Source organism: Sphingomonas sp. (assembly GCF_030145815.1).
Lineage (GTDB): Bacteria > Pseudomonadota > Alphaproteobacteria > Sphingomonadales > Sphingomonadaceae > Sphingomonas.
Window position 1 is genome coordinate 94308 of record NZ_JAIXHL010000016.1, and the last position, 17604, is coordinate 111911.

At 65.9% G+C, this 17604-nt stretch carries 12 protein-coding genes and 2 tRNA genes; 5 read left to right on the forward strand and 9 right to left on the reverse strand.

Annotated features, from left to right (window positions below):
- Nucleotides 1-72 precede the first annotated feature (72 nt).
- Complete coding sequence (locus KYX69_RS15140; RefSeq protein ID WP_300498655.1) at nt 73-1599, reverse strand: acyl-CoA carboxylase subunit beta; 1527 nt, start codon at nt 1597-1599, stop codon at nt 73-75.
- A gap of 99 nt (nt 1600-1698) precedes the next feature.
- Here KYX69_RS15140 and KYX69_RS15145 point away from each other — a divergent pair, with 99 nt between their 5' ends.
- Entirely contained in the window at nt 1699-3090 is a 1392-nt protein-coding gene (locus KYX69_RS15145) for a short-chain fatty acyl-CoA regulator family protein (protein ID WP_300498656.1), read from the forward strand.
- A 286-nt stretch (nt 3091-3376) separates the two neighbouring features.
- On the opposite strand, the gene KYX69_RS15150 is transcribed toward KYX69_RS15145, so the two are convergent.
- A tRNA-Arg gene (locus KYX69_RS15150) sits at nt 3377-3453 on the reverse strand.
- Between the two features lie 84 nt (nt 3454-3537).
- On the opposite strand from KYX69_RS15150, the gene KYX69_RS15155 reads away from it, so the two are divergent.
- Entirely contained in the window at nt 3538-4029 is a 492-nt protein-coding gene (locus tag KYX69_RS15155; RefSeq protein WP_300498657.1) for a hypothetical protein, read from the forward strand.
- A gap of 71 nt (nt 4030-4100) precedes the next feature.
- Here the strand turns inward: KYX69_RS15155 and KYX69_RS15160 are convergent, their stop codons facing one another.
- From KYX69_RS15160 to KYX69_RS15190, 7 genes are all read right to left on the reverse strand, one after another.
- Nucleotides 4101-6356 carry a fused MFS/spermidine synthase gene (locus KYX69_RS15160; protein WP_300498658.1) on the reverse strand — a complete coding sequence of 752 codons (2256 nt, stop codon included), beginning with the start codon at nt 6354-6356 and terminating at the stop codon, nt 4101-4103.
- 16 nt (nt 6357-6372) lie between these two features.
- Complete coding sequence (locus KYX69_RS15165) at nt 6373-6909, reverse strand: GNAT family N-acetyltransferase (RefSeq protein WP_300498659.1); 537 nt, start codon at nt 6907-6909, stop codon at nt 6373-6375.
- Nucleotides 6906-7895 (reverse strand): porphobilinogen synthase, encoded by a 990-nt coding sequence (gene hemB / locus KYX69_RS15170; protein WP_300498660.1) that lies wholly within the window; start codon nt 7893-7895, stop codon nt 6906-6908. Before hemB ends, KYX69_RS15165 begins: the two co-directional genes overlap by 4 nt.
- A 312-nt stretch (nt 7896-8207) precedes the next feature.
- On the reverse strand, nt 8208-10889 hold the full coding sequence (locus KYX69_RS15175; protein WP_300498661.1) for a valine--tRNA ligase: 2682 nt from the start codon (nt 10887-10889) through the stop codon (nt 8208-8210).
- A gap of 36 nt (nt 10890-10925) precedes the next feature.
- Entirely contained in the window at nt 10926-11462 is a 537-nt protein-coding gene (locus KYX69_RS15180; protein WP_300498662.1) for a DUF2497 domain-containing protein, read from the reverse strand.
- An 81-nt stretch (nt 11463-11543) separates the two neighbouring features.
- Nucleotides 11544-13046, reverse strand: a complete 1503-nt coding sequence (locus tag KYX69_RS15185; RefSeq protein WP_300498679.1) for a TolC family outer membrane protein — start codon at nt 13044-13046, stop codon at nt 11544-11546.
- Between the two features lie 14 nt (nt 13047-13060).
- Nucleotides 13061-13723, reverse strand: coding sequence for a protein-L-isoaspartate O-methyltransferase (locus tag KYX69_RS15190; RefSeq protein ID WP_300498663.1), 663 nt, complete (start codon nt 13721-13723; stop codon nt 13061-13063).
- Between the two features lie 164 nt (nt 13724-13887).
- Here KYX69_RS15190 and KYX69_RS15195 point away from each other — a divergent pair.
- The 3 genes from KYX69_RS15195 (at nt 13888) to KYX69_RS15205 (ending at nt 17407) form a co-directional block, all read left to right on the forward strand.
- Nucleotides 13888-13961, forward strand: a tRNA-Cys gene (locus tag KYX69_RS15195).
- Between the two features lie 180 nt (nt 13962-14141).
- Complete coding sequence (locus KYX69_RS15200) at nt 14142-14720, forward strand: NADPH-dependent FMN reductase (protein ID WP_300498664.1); 579 nt, start codon at nt 14142-14144, stop codon at nt 14718-14720.
- Between the two features lie 236 nt (nt 14721-14956).
- The gene (locus tag KYX69_RS15205) at nt 14957-17407 is read left to right on the forward strand and encodes a TonB-dependent receptor (protein WP_300498665.1); all 2451 of its coding nucleotides are present in this window, start codon (nt 14957-14959) and stop codon (nt 17405-17407) included.
- Nucleotides 17408-17604: the final 197 nt, after the last annotated feature.

Sequence of the window (17604 nt, forward strand, 5' to 3'; positions counted from 1 at the left end):
CCCCGCTCAAATAATGGAGCGCCAACCATAACCCACCTGCCAAGAGGCTAGCCGCAATGATGACATCCTTACTCACAGCGGGATATTGTCATGCTTCTTCCACGGATTTTCGAGGCTCTTGTTCCTCAGCTTCCGTAGCCCCAGCGCGATCCGCCGCCGGGTCGAATGCGGCATGATGACCTCGTCCACAAACCCCTTGCTCGCCGCGACGAACGGGTTGGCGAAGCGCGCCTCATATTCTGCGGTCTTCTCGGCGATCTCCTCCGGCGTGCGCCCGCGGAAGATGATCTCGACCGCGCCCTTCGCGCCCATCACCGCGATCTCGGCGGTCGGCCAGGCATAGTTGAGGTCACCGCGCAGATGCTTCGAAGCCATCACGTCATACGCCCCGCCATAGGCCTTGCGCGTGATCACCGTGATCTTGGGCACCGTCGCCTCGGCATAGGCGAACAGCAGTTTCGCACCATGCTTGATGATGCCCGAATGCTCCTGCCCGACACCTGGCAGGAAGCCCGGCACATCGACAAAGGTCACGATCGGAATCTCGAACGCATCACAGAAGCGCACGAACCGCGCCGCCTTCTTGCTCGAATTGATGTCGAGCACGCCCGCCAGCACCATCGGCTGGTTGGCGACGATGCCGACGGTCCGCCCTTCGATCCGCCCAAAGCCGATGATGATGTTGCCCGCATGCGTCGGCTGCACCTCGAAGAAGTCGCCCTCATCCACCGTCTTCGCGATCAGCTCATGCATGTCGTAGGGCTGGTTCGCGCTCGGCGGGATCAGCGTGTCGAGACTGTCCTCGATGCGGTCCCACGGGTCGCTGCATGGCCGCTCGGGCACACTCTCGCGATTGCTCGCGGGAAGGAAGTCCACGAAGTCGCGCGCCGCCAGCAGCGCCTCGATATCATTCTCGAACGCCACATCGGCAACGCCCGACTTCGTGGTATGCGTCACAGCTCCGCCCAGTTCCTCCTGCGTGACGATCTCGTTGGTAACGGTCTTCACTACATCCGGGCCGGTGACGAACATGTACGATGAATCCTTCACCATGAAGATGAAGTCGGTCATCGCAGGAGAATAGACCGCACCACCAGCGCACGGCCCCATGATCAAGGAAATCTGCGGCACCACGCCGCTTGCCAGCACATTGCGCTGGAACACCTCGGCATAGCCTGCCAGCGACGCGACGCCCTCCTGAATGCGCGCGCCGCCGCTGTCGTTGAGGCCGATGACCGGCGCGCCGACCTTCATCGCCATGTCCATGATCTTGCAGATCTTCTGCGCGTGCCGCTCCGACAGCGACCCGCCGAACACGGTGAAATCCTGGCTGAACACGAACACGAGCCGACCGTTGATCGTGCCTGATCCGGTGACGACGCCATCACCGGGCACGATCTGATCCGGCATGCCGAAATCGACGCAGTTATGCTCGACATACATGTCGAGTTCTTCGAACGATCCCTCGTCGAGCAGCACTTCCAGCCGCTCGCGCGCGGTCAGCTTGCCCTTGGCGTGCTGCGCGTCGATCCGCTTCTGGCCCCCGCCCAGCCGGGCCGCGGCGCGGCGGCGTTCGAGTTCCTCGATCGTCGAAGACATGGCGTACTCCCTTGGCCAGCCCCTGCACAGGACACGCGCATCCGTGCAAATGCAATGTTGCGAAGTTGCATCTTAGGACTCTGCATATATGCTTGTACCATGGAACAACGCCGCCGCCTCTTCGCCGGTCACCGAGTCCGCGACCTGCGCAAGCGGTTGGGACTGCCACAGGCCGCACTCGCCGCGCGGCTCGGCGTCTCGGTCAGCTATCTTTCGCAGATCGAGAATGAGGAACGCCCGCTCACCCCGCCGGTGCTCGTCGCACTCAGCCGCGAATTTCCCGAACAATGGGGTGAGGTCGGCAGCGACGACAGTACCGCCGAATTGGTCCGCGCAATCGACGCCGCAACCGACACCAGCATCCCCACCGCAACGCTCGACGAGGCCGCAGTCCGGCGCGGGGTCGAAAAACACCCCGCCCTCACCCGCCGCATGGTCGCGCTCCACGACGCCTGGCGCCGCAGTCAGGCGCAGTTGCGCGTCCTAGACGACAAGGTCGAAAGCGGCGCGGGCCGCGACGGGTCGCTGCCGTGGGAGGCGGTGCGCGACTGGTATCAGGCCGAGGGCAATTACATCGACCCGCTCGACCGCGCCGCTGAGGCGCTGGCCGACAGTTTCGACCATCCCCGCGCGATCGAGGACCGGCTACGCGGCTGGCACGGCATCGCGATCGCCGAAGCGCGCGACGACGACACCCGCCTATCGCGCTTCGACCCCGATACCCGGCGGCTGGCGATCAGCGGCGTCCTGCCCCCCGAAAGCCGCGCCTTCCTCCTCGCGCAACGCCTCGCCGCGCTCGAATTCGCGAACGAGATGCGCGCGGTCGCTGACGCCAGCGGCCTCGCCTCACCGGCGGCCCGCGAACTCCTCGCGCTTGGCCTCGCCAATTACGCGGCAGGCGCGCTGCTGATGCCGTACACCCGCTTCCGCGACGCCGCGCGCGAGCTGCGCCACGATATCGACCGGCTGCGCCAGCGTTTCGGCACTAGCTTCGAACAGGCTTGCCACCGCCTCTCGACGCTCCAGCGCCCCGGCGCACAGGGCATCCCGTTCTTCTTCTGCCGCATCGACATGGCCGGCAACATCACCAAGCGGCATTCGGCGACCCGCCTCGAATTCGCGCGATTCGGCGGCGCCTGCCCGCTCTGGGTGGTGCATGAGGCGGTGGCGATCCCTGACCGCATCCTGACCCAACTGGCCGAGACGCCCGACGGCGCACGCTACGTCATCATGGCCAAGGGGCTGGTCAAGCCATCGGCCAGCTACGACCGTCCCCCGCGCCGCTATGCCGTGGCACTGGGCTGCGAAGAACTGCATGCGGCCGACTTCGTCTATGCCGACGGCCTGCGCCCGGGCGGCAACGCCACGCCGATCGGCACGAGCTGTCGCATCTGCCCACGCGCCGATTGCGACCAGCGCGCCTTCCCCCCGGCAGCGAGCGAGATCCGGATCGATCCCGACATCCGTGCCCCGGTGCCCTATAGCTTTTAGTCGTCGTGCGGCGGCAGCGGCCCGTAAGCGGGATCGGGCTCACGCCGCCGACACCGCTTGCACGTGCGATAGCCCTCACGCGTCCGACTATGCGTCCAGCGATGCCCGCGAATCAGACAGGTGATAACCGTCAGCGTCCCCATGACCACCCGATAGCACGGGAAACGCCCACAAAGCCAGAAAGTTAGAGGATCGTTGCGTAATCGCAATGACATCTCACACCAATCCGTGTGCGCACCCGGAAACAACAAAGCCCCGCCGGGCGATTGCCTGGCGGGGCTTTGAATGGCGCACCCGGAACGATTCGAACGTCCGACCCTCAGATTCGTAGTCTGATGCTCTATCCAGCTGAGCTACGGGTGCGCAGTGGAGGGGCGCTGATAGAAGCGGTTTTTGCGAAAGGCAAGCCCGTTGCGCAGACTTTCTTTGCGGCATACACCCGCGGCGATGCGACACCCAGCCCTCCTCGCGCTTCCCATAGCGCTCAGCGCCTGCAGCACCACTGGCGACGGCTATCCCTCGCTGCTGCCGCGCCCGATCGAATCGCGCGACGCGGGTGAGGTGGTGCGCCCCGATCCGGTCGTCACGCCGGACGCCGCGCTCGATTCGCGCGTGGCCGAGCAGTTGGCGGCAGCCGAGACCATTGCCACCCGCTTCCGCTCACTCGCGATGGAAGCCGAATCACGCGTCGCGGTGGCGCGCGGCGTCGCGCCGGGCAGCGACAGCTGGCTCGCGGCGCAAACCGCACTCGCCGACCTCAATCGCGCGCGCGGCGAAACTGTGGAAATCGTGACGGCACTCGAGGAAACCGCAGCCGCGCGGCTTCAGGCCGGCACCCCCGCTTATCCCGCGCTCGACGCGGCGATCGCCAGCCTGTCCCGGGCGGCAGCCGAACAGGCCGAAAAGGTCCAGGCACTCGAAGACGCGCTGGCGGGATAGTCCCGGCCCGCATCGGCATCCCGCTTTACACTCCCCTCCCTTTCACGGAGGGGAATTGAAGGTCGATGCCCCTACGGCAAATCCTTGTTCAAGCTCCGCAGCACCGGCAGGATCGTCGCATAATCGTCGGTCCATGGCGTAAAGCCCGGCCGCCCCTCCAGCCTGCGCCAGCCATCCGCGCGCGCCGTCAGCTGCGCCAGCTTCTGCGGCGAACGCGACAGCGCGATCCAGTCCGACGTCGCCGCTTCGTTCAGCTCCTCGATCAGCGGCGGGTGATAGGTCAGCTGGGCCGCCGACCAACCGCCCAGCTTCGCCGCGCGCTCGACCACCGGCTCCAGTGCCAGGAAACGGTTGGAGATATGGACGAGCAGCAAACCGTCCTGCGCCAGCACGCGGTCATAGGTCGCGAACGCCTCCAGCGTCATCAGATGCATCGGCACTGCGTCGGACGAAAAGGCGTCGAGCACCAGCAGGTCCAGACTTTGCGCTGGTTCGTCGTTCAGCCGCACGCGCGCATCGCCCAGGACGATCTTGGCATCAGGGCGGCACTGCTCCAGGAACCGGAATGGCCCGCGCGCGAGTTGCACCACGGCGGGGTCGATCTCGTAGAAGCGCCATGATTGGCCCGGCTTGGCGTAACAGGCCAGCGTCCCCGTCCCCAGCCCGACCACGCCCACCCGGGCATTGGGGCCGTACAACGGTGGCAATGCCTGCATCGCCTGCCCCACCCCCGATCCGGGGACATAATAGGTCGTCGGCAGCTTCAGCCGCTCGGAATTCCCCACCAGCTGCACGCCATGCAGCGTCGTGCCATGCGCCAGCCTTTTCTGATCCGCCAGATCGGTGATCGTATAGACCCCGAAATAGCTGCGCGTGCGCAAATCGCCCTGCCAGCTCATCGCGATCGACCGGAATCCGCCGAACAGGAACAGCGCCCCCGCCAGCACGATCATGAACGGCACCCGCATGCCGACCGTGAACAACCCGATCAATGCGAGGGTCAGGTAAAGAATGCCCGCCTGCCGCTGGCCCAGCAGGTCGGAACCCTTCGACACCCCGAACCAGACGATGAGCGCAACGATCAGCGCTACGACAAGGATGCGGACGCGACGCCCCTGCGCATCCTCGCCCCATAACCGCCGGAAAAAGGGCAACAGCCACTCCTGCGGCACCAGCAGCCCGGCCGCGAGGATCAGGATCGGGTATTCATAGGTCCAGTCGAACACCAAAGGGGCGACCAGAGCCGCAAACACGCCGCCCAGCGCACCGCCAACCGACATGGCGAGGTAAAATCCCGTCAGCCGGTCAGCCTCGGGCCGCAAATCATACATATGCGTGTGCAGTGCGACCGCCACCATGAACAGCAGGGCGAGCGCCATCAGCGCATTCAGCTCGGGATTGGCATTGTGCCCGGCGATCATCAGCCCGCCGAACAACAGGATCGTGATCGGCGCGAACCGCGTCAGCACCACCGCGACCCCACGCCGCGTCGCAAAGGCAATCGTGAAGCTCAGCAGGTACAGGCCAAGCGGCAGCACCCACAGCATCGGCACCGCGACGATATCCGTGGTCAGAAAACTCGACGTCGCCAGCATCAGCCCCGACGGCACGAACGCAAGCGCGATCCAGTGCGCCACGCGCCGCTTCGATGGCGGGGTGCTGGTCGCATGCACATGCGGCTCATGCGCCACCTTGCGCGGCAACAGCAGCGCGCACGCCGCCACCGCGACGAACACCAGCGCATAGCCACCGGTCCACAGCCAGCTTTGCGCGTGCAACGCCATTCCAGGCTCGACCAGCAACGGATACGCGATCAGCCCGCCAAAGCTGCCGACATTCGACGCGGCATAGAGCGCATAGGGATCGCGCCCGCCCGACGCGGCGGCGAACCAGCGCTGCAGCAAGGGCGCCTGCGCCGAAATCGCAAAGAACAGCGGCCCGATCGACGCCGCCAGCAGCCACGGCACCCATACCGCCGGCTCGGCATCGGCCGGCATCTGCATCGCCATCAGCCCGATCGGCAGCCAAAGTGCCGCGACGGCGAGCACGCCCAGATGGATCATCGCCTGCTGCCGCACCGGCACCCGGCCCAGCCAGTGCGCATAGGCATAGCCGCCCAGCAGCAGCGCCTGATAGATCAGCATCGCGCTGTTCCACACCGCGGGTGCACCGCCCAGCCGCGGCAGCGCCATCCGCGCGATCATCGGCTGGACCAGAAACAGCAGGAAGCTGCCGAGCAAGATCGTCAGGACGAACAGCGGGCCGCTCGCACCCTTCAGCCATCCGGGGGCGCCCGATTGTGGTTCGGCGACTGCTTCGGCGCTCATCGCCTCCCCTTCCGGCTTACGCGTTACGTGGCCGCGTGATGCGGTAGGTGACGATGCGGCGCAAGGGGTCATCCGCCGCAAAGGCGTGATGATCGAAATCGCCGCCTTCGATATAGGCCATGCCCAGCCGCTCCATCATCGCCCGGCTGGCGACATTGCGCTGCGACGTGATCGCGACGATGTGCGGCACGTCGAAACTGGCCCACCCCCACGCCAGCACCGCGCGCATCGCCTCCAGTGCATAGCCCTGTCGCCAATAGGCCCGCGCGAGCATCCACCCCGCCTCGACCTGCCCCGCAATCGGGTTCTGCGCATCGCCGCGCTTCAGCCCGCAAAAGCCGATGACCGCATCGTCCTCCTTGCGGACAACGCTCAGGAACCCCAGCCCCTCGTGCCGATAGCCATCATGCCGCGCCAGCGCCGCCGCGCTCGCCGCATCGTCCTTGACCGGACCCAGATCGGCCATCACCGCCGGATCGGCCCACATCGCGTAGAGCGCAGGGTGATCGGCCTCCACCGGCGGGCGCAGGATCAGCCGTTCAGTCTCGATCATCCGCCCATCAGCCGCGCGGCATGGAGCGCATGATAGCTCAGCACCCCGCTGCACCCGGCCCGCTTGAACGCCATCAGCGTTTCCAGCACCAGCGCGTCGCGGTCGCCCGCACCCGCCGCAGCCGCCGCCTCGATCATCGCGTACTCGCCGCTCACCTGATAGGCGAAGACCGGCACCTCGAACCGCTCCTTCACGCGGCGCACGATGTCGAGATAGGGCAGCCCCGGCTTGACCATCACGCTGTCCGCGCCTTCGTCGAGGTCGAGCGCGACTTCGCGCAGCGCCTCTTCGGCATTGGCCGGATCCATCTGATAGGTCTTCTTGTCGCCCTTCAGCAGCCCGCGCGATCCCACCGCATCGCGGAACGGACCGTAAAAGGCCGAGGCATATTTGGCGGCATAGGCCATGATCTGGACGTTGACGAAGCCCTCATCCTCCAGCGCCTCGCGGATCAGGCCGACGCGTCCGTCCATCATGTCGCTGGGCGCGATGACGTCCGCCCCGGCGCGCGCCTGATTGAGCGCCTGCCCGACCAGCACTTCCGCCGTCTCGTCGTTGAGCACATAGCCGGCCGCATCGACCAACCCGTCATGGCCATGCGCAGTATAGGGGTCGAGCGCGACATCGGTCAGCACGCCGATTCCCGGCACCGCATCCTTGATCGCCCGGATCGCCCGGCACATCAGATTGTCGGGGTTGAGCGCCTCGCCGCCATCCTCGGTGCGCAACGCGGGCGGGGTATTGGGGAACAGCGCCAGGCACGGAATCCCCGCCGCTGCGGCGTCCTTCGCCCGTGCCACGATGCCGTCAACCGACCAGCGCGACACGCCGGGCAGGCTGGCGATCGGCTCCTCGACCCCCTCCCCGTCGGTCACGAACAGCGGCCAGATCAGGTCCGCCGGGGTCAGCAAAGTCTCGGCATGAAGGCGGCGGCTCCACGCGGAGCTGCGAGTGCGGCGGAGGCGAAGTGCGGGATAGTGGGACATGGCGCGCTTTTGAGCCAAGTCCCGCGCGGTCGCAAGCGGTGCGGTGTCGCGTAAGTTTACACTGGCTTTACACCATCGGCGGTGTTTGACGCAGGCTGGTATAGGGCAGCGAGCGCCGGGTGGGTCAGATGGGTCATCGGACCATCCAGATATGCTGGACCGGGGTTTGTAGGAAAGCGGAAAATCCACCCTGAACGAGCCGGGTTTTGCCACCGCCTCCACCGTCGCCCCGGGCTTGACCCGGGGCCGGGCTGACCTTCCCACGCGAAGAAGCACTGCCCCGGCTCAAGGCCGGGGCGACGACAGAGGTGATTACCCCAGCCGCCCCAGCGCCGCGCTCAGCCGCGCCGCTTCGGCCGACTTCTCGGCATGGTCCGCCCGCGCCTTCTCCACCGCCTCGGGCTTGGCCTTCTCGGCGAAGGCGGGGTTGGACAGGCGCGCGTTCAGACTGTCGCGCTCCTTCTCCGCCGCCGCGATCGCCTTGGTCAGGCGAGCGCGTTCGGCGTCGAGGTCGATGACGCCCTCGAGCGGGAGGACATAGGTCGCCTCGTCCACCACGATCTGCAGCGCACCGCCCGCCGGGGCCTCACCTTCGGCGCGGTCGACGCGGGCGAGACGGGCGAGCGCCGCATTCTGGCGCGTCAGCCGCTCCAGCGTATCGGCATGCGCATCGCGGACATGCAGCGCCAGCCGCGCGCCCGGCGGCACGTTGAGCTCGGTCCGCGCCGCGCGCAGCTCGCTCACCAGCCGGATCAGCCAGTCGATCTCCTGCGCCGCTTCGGGATCGAGCGCGCGCGCATCCGCCATCGGCCATTTGGCGGTGATAATCGGCGTGTCGGGCCGGTCACCCATTTTCGACCACAGCTCTTCGGTGATGAAGGGCATGAACGGGTGGAGCATGACGAGGATCTGGTCGAGCACCCAGCCGGCGACCTGCCGCGTCTCCTCGGCACCTTCCGCGCCTTCGGTCTGCAGCACCGGCTTGATCAGCTCCAGATACCAGTCGCAGAAGCGGCTCCAGGTGAACTGGTAGATGGTGTTGGCCGCGCCGTCGAAGCGGTGGTCGGCGAAGGCGAGGTCCATCGCCTGCACCGCCGACACCGTTTCGGCGATGATCCATTTGTTGACGGCGAGGGTCGCGGCGGGCGGCTCGACCTGTTCGCTGGCGCGGATGCCGTTGGACTGGGCGAAGCGCGCGGCGTTCCACAGCTTGGTCGCGAAGTTGCGATAGCCCTCGACCCGCTTCTCATCCATCTTCACGTCGCGGCCCTGGCTCTCCATCGCCGCCATGAAGAAGCGCAGCGCGTCCGCGCCATATTGGTCGATCAGACCGAGCGGATCGACGACATTGCCCTTGGACTTGGACATCTTCGCGCCATCGGCGGCGCGGACAAGTCCGTGCAGATACAAGGTCTTGAACGGCACTTCTTTCATGAAGTGCAAACCCTGCATCATCATCCGCGCATCCCAGAAAAACAGGATGTCGAAGCCGGAAATCAGCACGTCGTTGGGATAACGTCCGCCGAGCGTGGGGTCGTCATTCTCGGGCCAGCCGAGCGTCGCGAACGGCCAGAGCGCGGAGGAGAACCAGGTGTCGAGGACGTCTTCGTCCTGCGTCAGGGCAACGCCCTCACCCGCCTGCGCCTGCGCCTCCGCCTCGGATTCAGCGACATAGACGCTGCCGTCCTCAGCAAACCATGCCGGAATCCGATGCCCCCACCATAGCTGGCGGCTGACGCACCATGGCTGGATATTCTCCATCCAGTTGAAATAGGTCTTTTCCCAGCTCTTCGGCACCACCTTGGTCGCGCCCGAGCGCACGGCCTCGATCGCGGGCTTCGCCAGCGTCGCGGCGTCGACATACCATTGGTCGGTCAGCCACGGTTCGATGACCACGCCGGAGCGGTCGCCGAACGGCGTCTGGATCTTGCGCGGTTCGGCGTCGTGTTCGTTGCCGTCCTTGTCGGTCCAGGCGACGAGGAAGCCCTCATCCTTGAGCCGCGCCACCACCTGCTCACGCGCATCGAAGCGGTCGAGGCCGATCAGCTCGGCCGGGATCAACCCGTCCGAGGTCTGACAGATCGCCGCCTTGGCATCGAGCATGTTGAGCATGTCGCGTGCCTCGATTCCGGCGCGGCGGCCAACCTCGAAGTCATTGAAATCATGCCCCGGCGTGATCTTGACCGCGCCCGAACCCAGCTCCGGATCGGCATGTTCGTCGGCGACGATCGGGATCAGGCGACCGGTGATCGGCAGCCGCACCTGCTTGCCGACCAAAGCCGTGTAGCGTTCGTCGGTCGGGTGCACCGCGACCGCCATATCGGCCAGCATCGTCTCCGGCCGCGTCGTCGCGACATGGATGAAGCCGCTGCCATCGGCGAGCGGGTAGCGCAGGTGCCAGAACTTGCCCGCAACCTCGCGCGTTTCGACCTCAAGGTCGCTGATCGCGGTGCCAAGACCCGGGTCCCAGTTCACCAGGCGCTTGTCGCGGTAGATCAGCTTTTGATTGTAGAGATCGACAAAGACCTTGAGCACGGCCTTCGAAAAGCCTTCGTCCATCGTGAAGCGTTCGTCGGACCAGTCCATCGAACAGCCGAGGCGCCGGAGCTGGCCGGTAATCGCGCCGCCGCTCTCCGCCTTCCACTCCCACACCTTCGCGATGAATTCCTCGCGGGTGAAGTCGGTGCGCTTCTGCTGGCGCGCGTTGAGCTGGCGTTCGACCACCATCTGCGTCGCGATGCCGGCATGGTCCATACCGACCACCCAGCGCGCGTCCATTCCCTTAAGCCGCGCATGGCGGACGAGGATGTCCTGCAGCGTATTGTCGAGCGCATGGCCGATATGGAGCGAACCCGTCACGTTGGGCGGCGGGTTGACGATGGTCCAGGGCTGCGCGCCCGGACGCTCGGGCCGGAACAGCCCGTTGGCTTCCCAATGCGCGTACCAGCGCTGCTCGATCTCGGCGGGGTCGAAGGTCTTCGGAAGTTCGCTCATGCCCCGCCCTCTAACGGGCGACACACGTTAGGCAAGTCAGTCGCGACCTGCGGCGATCCGGGAAATCTCGCGCTGAACCATTTCCTCGACCATGCGCGGCAGATTGGCGTCGAGCCAGTCGCGCAGCATCGGGCGAATCATCTCGCGAACCATGCCCTCCAGCGAGGTTTCACCGGCTGGAATCGCCGGGGCCGGAGCGGGCTCGGGCTTCTCCACCATCCGCGACAGCGCCTCCAGCGGACCGCGCGTCGCTTGCGCGGTGGTCGGCGAGAGGATCGGTTCGGGCGCAGGCTGCGGCGCAACTTCCGGCGCAACATCGCGCAGATCGACGCGCGGCGTCTCACGCTGCATCGGCATCGGCGCACGATGCGCCTCGGGCTGAGCCGGCTCGCTCGGCGCGGGCTGGTTCAGCTCCAGAATTTCATCATCATCGACTGGAGCGGGCGCCGGCGCGGCGGCGCGGGCCGGACGGCGCGAACGATTCGCAGTCGCTGCATCGCCCTCTTCGGCGATGATGCGTTTGATGGAGGAAAGAATATCCTCCATCGACGGCTCGTTGCTCACGTCCCCCATCATCATTCCTTAACCAGGAATCGCAGTCGCCGCCACCTGTTAGATTTACGGTAGGAATGTCAACTCTTCAGCAAGCGTTGTTCAACGCGGCTGGGGATCGACCGGACCGGAAACATTGGGATTCTGCGCCGGTGTGTTCACCGTGCGGGTTGCCTCTGCCTCCGGCGTGGGATTGTCGCGCCAGTCGGACCAGCTGCCCCGGACGCGATCGTAATTCGCGACCGGGTCGTAGAGCGGCCCGCCGTCGAGCCCCAGATCCTCGGCCTCCGCGCGGCCCATCGCCGCCAGCACCGCGAAGCCCGCGACATAGGCGTCGCGCTCCGCCGTCACCAGCTGGACCTGGCTGTTGAGCAGTTCCTGCTCGGCGTTGAGGATGTCGAGGATGGTGCGCGTGCCGACGCTGTTTTCGGCGCGGACGCCCTCAAGGCTCAGCTGGTTCGCCTGCACCGCCACGCGGCTGCTCTCTATCACGCGCAGCGCCGACTGATAGACGGCATAGGCCGAGCGCGCCTGGGCGATCACGCCACGTTCGGTCGCGGTAACCTGTTCGATCGACGCCGATTCGCGCGCCTGTGCCTGACGCACCTGCGCCGCCGGGCGGCCGCCCTGGAACAGCGGGATGCTGAGGCTCACGCCCGCCGAGGTGGCAAAGCCGTCATTCTGCACGCCGGCGAGCTGCCCCGCCCCGGGAACCGATCCAAAGCGGTTATAATAGTCGCCACCGACGCCAACGCTGACAGTGGGCAAACGGCCCGCACGCGCGACACGGACGTCATAGCCGCTGGCTTCACGCGCCTTGCGCGCGCCCTCCAGCGCCGGGTTGTCGGTCAGCGCGGTCGCAACTGCCTGATCCGGATTGGCGGGCAACCCGGGAAGCGGCGGCGGCGGGGCAAGCGTGCCGGGCGCGGTGCCGACGACGCGAATGTAATTCTCGCGGCTGGAGATCAGCCGCGCCTCGGCCCCCTGCAACTGGCTCTGCGCCAGCGCGAGCCGCGCTTCGGACTGGGCCACGTCGGTGCGGGTCAGGTCACCCACCTCGAACCGGTCGCGCGTCGCCTGAAGATTGACGTCGAGCGCGCGGACATTCTGCTGGTTCAGCCGCACCGTCGCTTCGTCACGGATCACGTCCATATAGGCGGCGACGACATCGGTGAAGAGCGCCGCTTCGACGCTGCGCAGGCCGGCACGGCCGGCCTCAACGCGGGTTTCCGCTGCACGCACCGAATTGCGCACCGCGCCGCCCGAAAAGATCGGGACGCTGAGGTCGACGCCCAGGCTACCCTGGCGCGGCACCGACGCTGGAGAGGAATCGGTGTTCGACAGGCTCTCGCTATAGGCACCGGTCGACGACACGCCCGGCAACCCGCGCGAGCGGGCGATCGGCACATTCTCGTCGGTCGCGCGCAGATTGGCGCGCTCGGCGGTGATATCCGGATTGGTGCGATAGGCCTTGACCAGCGCCTCGCGCAGCGTCTCGGTCGGCTGCGCGGCAGGCGCCTGCCCCGCCGGCGGCACGGTCTGCGCCAGCGCGGGAAGCGTCAGACCGGCAAGACTCACGCCGGCAAGGATCAGGCTCAATCGCATCACGTTCGCTTTCCTCAGAACTGGAACCCGCGCGGCTTGGTAAAGCCGGGCAAAACAGCACATTCACTATCCACAACGCTCGCGAGGCCGACACCCGTGGCGGTCCGCACGCCCGACGCGATGCGGGTAACGCCGCGATCGGACAGGCCGGTGACCACCCGCCCCCCTTCGCGCACCTGATCCGCCAGCGCATCAGGAATCTGCTCCACCGCGCCGTCGATCAGCAACAGGTCATAGGGCGCACCGGCAGGCGCACCCGCGGACAGCGGCCCTTCGACCAGCGTCACGCTGTCGCCCAGCGCGATACGCGCAAGTGCGGCCAGATCCGCATCTTCCTCGACCGCCGTCACCGCGGCCCCAACCCGTGCGGCCAACGCCGCAGCATAGCCGCCCGCTGCACCGACGATCAGCACCTTCTCCCCCGCCTCGATCCGCGCTTCGGTCAGCAGCAGGCCGGTGGCAAGCGGCGGGTTCTGCATCCGGCCATTGCCGAGCGGCAGCGACCGGTCGCGATAGGCGAACGCGCGCTGCGATTCGGGCAGGAATTCTTCGCGCGCGACCTGTGCCATCGCGGCGACCACACGCGCGTCATTGACGCCGCTGGTGCGCAGCTGGCTCGCCACCATCGCGGCGCGGGCGGCCTCATGGCCCATGGGTTCGGTGGTCGCGGTCATCATCACTCCAGCCCTGTTCGCACAACTGTTATAGTCATGCAATACACTTGTTCGCTCGCGCGCTTGTATCGCGTGCCGCCGTCCGCGCCAAGCAACGTCCGGCGCAAAATTCGCAACAGCGGTTGACACGGGCGCTTGCCCCGCGCACATCGCGCCCTCGCTGTCGAGGCCCGATGGCGGAGTGGTTACGCAGAGGACTGCAAATCCTTGCACGCCGGTTCGATTCCGGCTCGGGCCTCCAACGCGCCCTATGCTCCCGCACATTCGCATATCGTCGCGCTGCAGTGCGGCGGCATTTGGCGCTGGTTGCACGAAAATCTGTGCTGAGGCGCACCGACCCACCAGGCAATTGACCATGAAGCTGTGCTGACCAATCCCGTCCGCTCCCGGCCAGCGGTGTCGAGGGAAGCGGAGATTGCACATGCGACAGCTGAATATCGTGGGCATCGGCGGCACGGCAAAGCCATCTTCTTCGACCGAAGCGGCGTTGCGACTGGCACTGGACGCAGCAGGTGCGGCTGGGGCGCGGACCCGGCTGTTCGGCGGCGGCGAACTCGCACTGCTGCCGCATTATCTGACGCCAGCCGCGGCGGATGATGCGATCGGGCGCGCGCTGGTCGATGCCGTGCGCGGTGCCGACGCGGTGCTGATCGCCAGTCCCGGCTATCACGGCTCAGTCTCTGGGATCGTCAAGAACGCGCTCGATTATCTCGAAGAAACGGCACGGGACGCGCGTCCCTATCTCGACGGACTGCCGGTCGGGCTGATCGTCACCGCTTATGGGTGGCAGGCGACCGGGAGCACGCTGGCCACGCTGCGCGCGATCGTCCATGCCTTGCGCGGCTGGCCGACACCGCTGGGCGTCACGGTCAATTCGAGCCAGTGCAGATTTGCGGATGACGGATGCAGCGACCCGGCGATTGCCGCGCAACTCGCGCTGGTGGGGCAGCAACTGGTGGATTTCGCAAAACTGCGCCGCAGCGCAGCGACGGACGCCTGATACATCGCCGCGCTCCGCCCGGCCATCTGTTTCACTTACATTTCAACAAACTACGAACGATCGCACACCAATTCAGCGCGCGACTCCGCCCGTTTATGTCGGTTTCGGGTCAATTAGTTATTCGCTTGCGCACAAGACCCCAGCCCAGCGCGGTGGCTCAATCCCGTCACTGTCGGGAGCATCCTGAGCCAACGGGAGCCCCATCGCGGGAGGATCAACACGATTGGGGGATGGCGATGAAAAACGCATCTAGCAACTTCGGTGTGACGGCATGGCGGCTCGCATTGGCGGCGACCGCATCGACATTGGCAATGACGCCCGGCCTTGCCGCGGCACGCGATACGGCGCCCGGGGGGGCGGAGACGGGGACGGCGGCAGACCCGGTCGAGAATGATCAGGCGGGCGAGATCGTCATCACCGCGTCCAAACGCGACACCAGCCTTCAGGACGCGACGCTGTCGGTCACGGCCGTCACGGCCGAAACGCTGAAGGAATCGAACATCACCGAAATCACCGGTCTCAACGGGACCGTCCCGGGGCTGGTCGTCGCACGCAGCGGCGGTGGCGAGCGGCTGATCTCGATCCGCGGGGTCGGGTCCGAAACGCCGGAAAACGCCAACACCCAGCCCGGCGTGTCGTTCCATGTCGATGGCGTTTACATCTTCAACTCGATCGCCGCCAACGCGGCCTTTATCGATATCGCCCAGGTCGAGGTGCTGCGCGGCCCGCAGGGTACCACTTTTGGCCAGGGGTCGACCGGCGGGACGATCAACGTCGTCACCAATCAGCCGTCGACCAGCGGCTTTGCCGGCGACCTCAGCGTTGGGGTGGGCAATTACGGGCTGACGCAGGGCAGCGCCGCGATCAACCTTCCGGTCGGAGAGTTCGCGATCCGCGGCGCGGTGCAATATCAGAAGCGCGACGGCTATGCGGTCGCGACGGGGGTGCCGGGCACCAGCGAATATGATCTGGACGATCAGAATGAGATTGGCTGGAAACTGGCCGCGATCTGGCAGCCGACCGACACTCTGTCGGTCCTGCTGACGACGATCCAGTATGAAGCCGACACCCATGGTCCGGCGCAGAAGAACATCCTCGATCCCAATCCCGACCCGCGCGTGCTGACCCAGGATTATCCGGGGCGGTCGATCATCGACACCGAACTTTATTATGGCGTCGTCCGGTTCGACACGGGTTTCGCGATCGCCAAGTCGATCACCAGCTACCAGAAGCTCTACAGCCGCCAGGCGTGGGACGGCGACGGGCTGACCGGCGATCTGTTCGAGCGCAATGTGCTGGGTGGGTACAAGCCTGCGCTGAACGGCAACCCCGAGCGGTTGGGCGCGCGTTACGACCACGTCCCCTTGTGGCAGCAGAATACCGAAAGTTGGACCCAGGAGGTCAACTTGTCCTCGACCGGGGACGGGCCGTTCAGCTGGATCGTCGGCGGCGTGTATCTGTGGTCGAAGAACGCGCAATATATCGTCGAATATCGGGCGAACACGGGCGACCCCTATGCCCCCGCCTTACCCGCTACGACGCCGTTTAACAGTCCGCTCGTCCCGCTCGTCACCTATGCCGAGCTGTCCGAAATCACGCGCGAAGCCTATGCCGGCTATGTCGAGGCATCGTATGAACTGGTCGACGGCCTCAAGCTGACCGCAGGGCTGCGCTACAATCACGATTCATTTTCGGGCGTGTCCGACACTAATAGCGGCGGCCCCACCATCACCGCGGGCGCCTATCTTCAGCCGACCCCGACCCCAGGCCTGACCACCACCGAATGGACCGGCAAGGCGGCGATCGATTACAAGCTGACGCCGAACAACATGATCTATTTCAGCTATACGCGCGGCTTCAAGCCGGGCGGGCTGAACGCATCGGCGGCGGGCGCGGCGCCGCAGGTGCTGGGCTTTGCCAATGGCATCCGCCCGACCTATCAGCCCGAAACGGTCAATTCGTTCGAGCTGGGGTCGAAGAACAGCTTCGCCGGGGGCAAGGGCAGGCTCAACCTGTCGGCCTTCTACTATGATTATTCGAACCTTCAGTTCCTGGACGAGGACGCGATCCTGTTCGGCGAAGGGGTCGCCAACGCACCCAGCGCCGAAATCTATGGCCTGGAGATCGAAGGCGGGTTCAAGTTCGACGATCACTGGTCGCTGGACGGCAGCGTTTCGTTCACCCGCGGCAAGTTCAACGCCGATTTCTTGGCGCTGGACCCGGCGGCGGCGGTGCTCGCGCAGAATGCAGCTGGCTATTACGGCACCGGCGAGTTCTTCGCCAATTTCTACGCCGCAGCCCTCGCCCGCGACAGCGCGCGCGCCAACATCAACGGCAATAATGTGCCCAAGATTCCAAAGGTTCAGGGCAGCGCCACGCTCGGCTATCAGAACATTGTCGCCGGCGGTGAGCTGACCGCAAAGGCTACGGTGATTTATCGCGGCGAGTATCAATATCGGCTGTTCAACAACTCGATCTACGACACCACGCCCGATTACGCCCAGGTCAACCTGTTCGCGCAATATGCCCCGGAAGGCTCCAACCTGGCCTTCAGCCTGACCGTGACCAATTTGTTCGACAAGGCGGGCGTCAATTCACGCTTCTCCGATCCCTATGGCAGCGCGCAGACCTACGAAACCTATATTGCCCCGCGCCAGGTGCTGGGGACGATCAGCTATCGCTTCTGATCCTCGCTACGCATGGGGATTTCTGCCGGGCGGCGTGGGAACACGTCGCCCGGTTTTTTTGCGCGCTGCGTAACAGGCCGTTGACGTAGTCGCCTTTTCGGCGGCGGGGCTCAATGTTCGCCAGCAGAGGCGGCGATGAGCAGGATGCCTGCTTGGCCTGCCGCCTGGCCGATGAAGGCAAAGAGCAGCGTGTTCTC

What these genes read in the sequence shown, in the direction of transcription:
- KYX69_RS15200 (WP_300498664.1), top strand. Translation starts at nt 14,142, where the DNA reads ATGCGACAGCTGAATATCGTGGGCATCGGCGGCACGGCAAAGCCATCT.
- KYX69_RS15185 (WP_300498679.1), bottom strand. Translation starts at nt 13,046, where the DNA reads ATGCGATTGAGCCTGATCCTTGCCGGCGTGAGTCTTGCCGGTCTGACG.
- KYX69_RS15165 (WP_300498659.1), bottom strand. Translation starts at nt 6,909, where the DNA reads ATGATCGAGACTGAACGGCTGATCCTGCGCCCGCCGGTGGAGGCCGAT.
- KYX69_RS15180 (WP_300498662.1), bottom strand. Translation starts at nt 11,462, where the DNA reads ATGGGGGACGTGAGCAACGAGCCGTCGATGGAGGATATTCTTTCCTCC.
- KYX69_RS15155 (WP_300498657.1), top strand. Translation starts at nt 3,538, where the DNA reads ATGCGACACCCAGCCCTCCTCGCGCTTCCCATAGCGCTCAGCGCCTGC.
- hemB (WP_300498660.1), bottom strand. Translation starts at nt 7,895, where the DNA reads ATGTCCCACTATCCCGCACTTCGCCTCCGCCGCACTCGCAGCTCCGCG.
- KYX69_RS15190 (WP_300498663.1), bottom strand. Translation starts at nt 13,723, where the DNA reads ATGATGACCGCGACCACCGAACCCATGGGCCATGAGGCCGCCCGCGCC.
- KYX69_RS15160 (WP_300498658.1), bottom strand. Translation starts at nt 6,356, where the DNA reads ATGAGCGCCGAAGCAGTCGCCGAACCACAATCGGGCGCCCCCGGATGG.
- KYX69_RS15205 (WP_300498665.1), top strand. Translation starts at nt 14,957, where the DNA reads ATGAAAAACGCATCTAGCAACTTCGGTGTGACGGCATGGCGGCTCGCA.
- KYX69_RS15140 (WP_300498655.1), bottom strand. Translation starts at nt 1,599, where the DNA reads ATGTCTTCGACGATCGAGGAACTCGAACGCCGCCGCGCCGCGGCCCGG.
- KYX69_RS15145 (WP_300498656.1), top strand. Translation starts at nt 1,699, where the DNA reads ATGGAACAACGCCGCCGCCTCTTCGCCGGTCACCGAGTCCGCGACCTG.
- KYX69_RS15175 (WP_300498661.1), bottom strand. Translation starts at nt 10,889, where the DNA reads ATGAGCGAACTTCCGAAGACCTTCGACCCCGCCGAGATCGAGCAGCGC.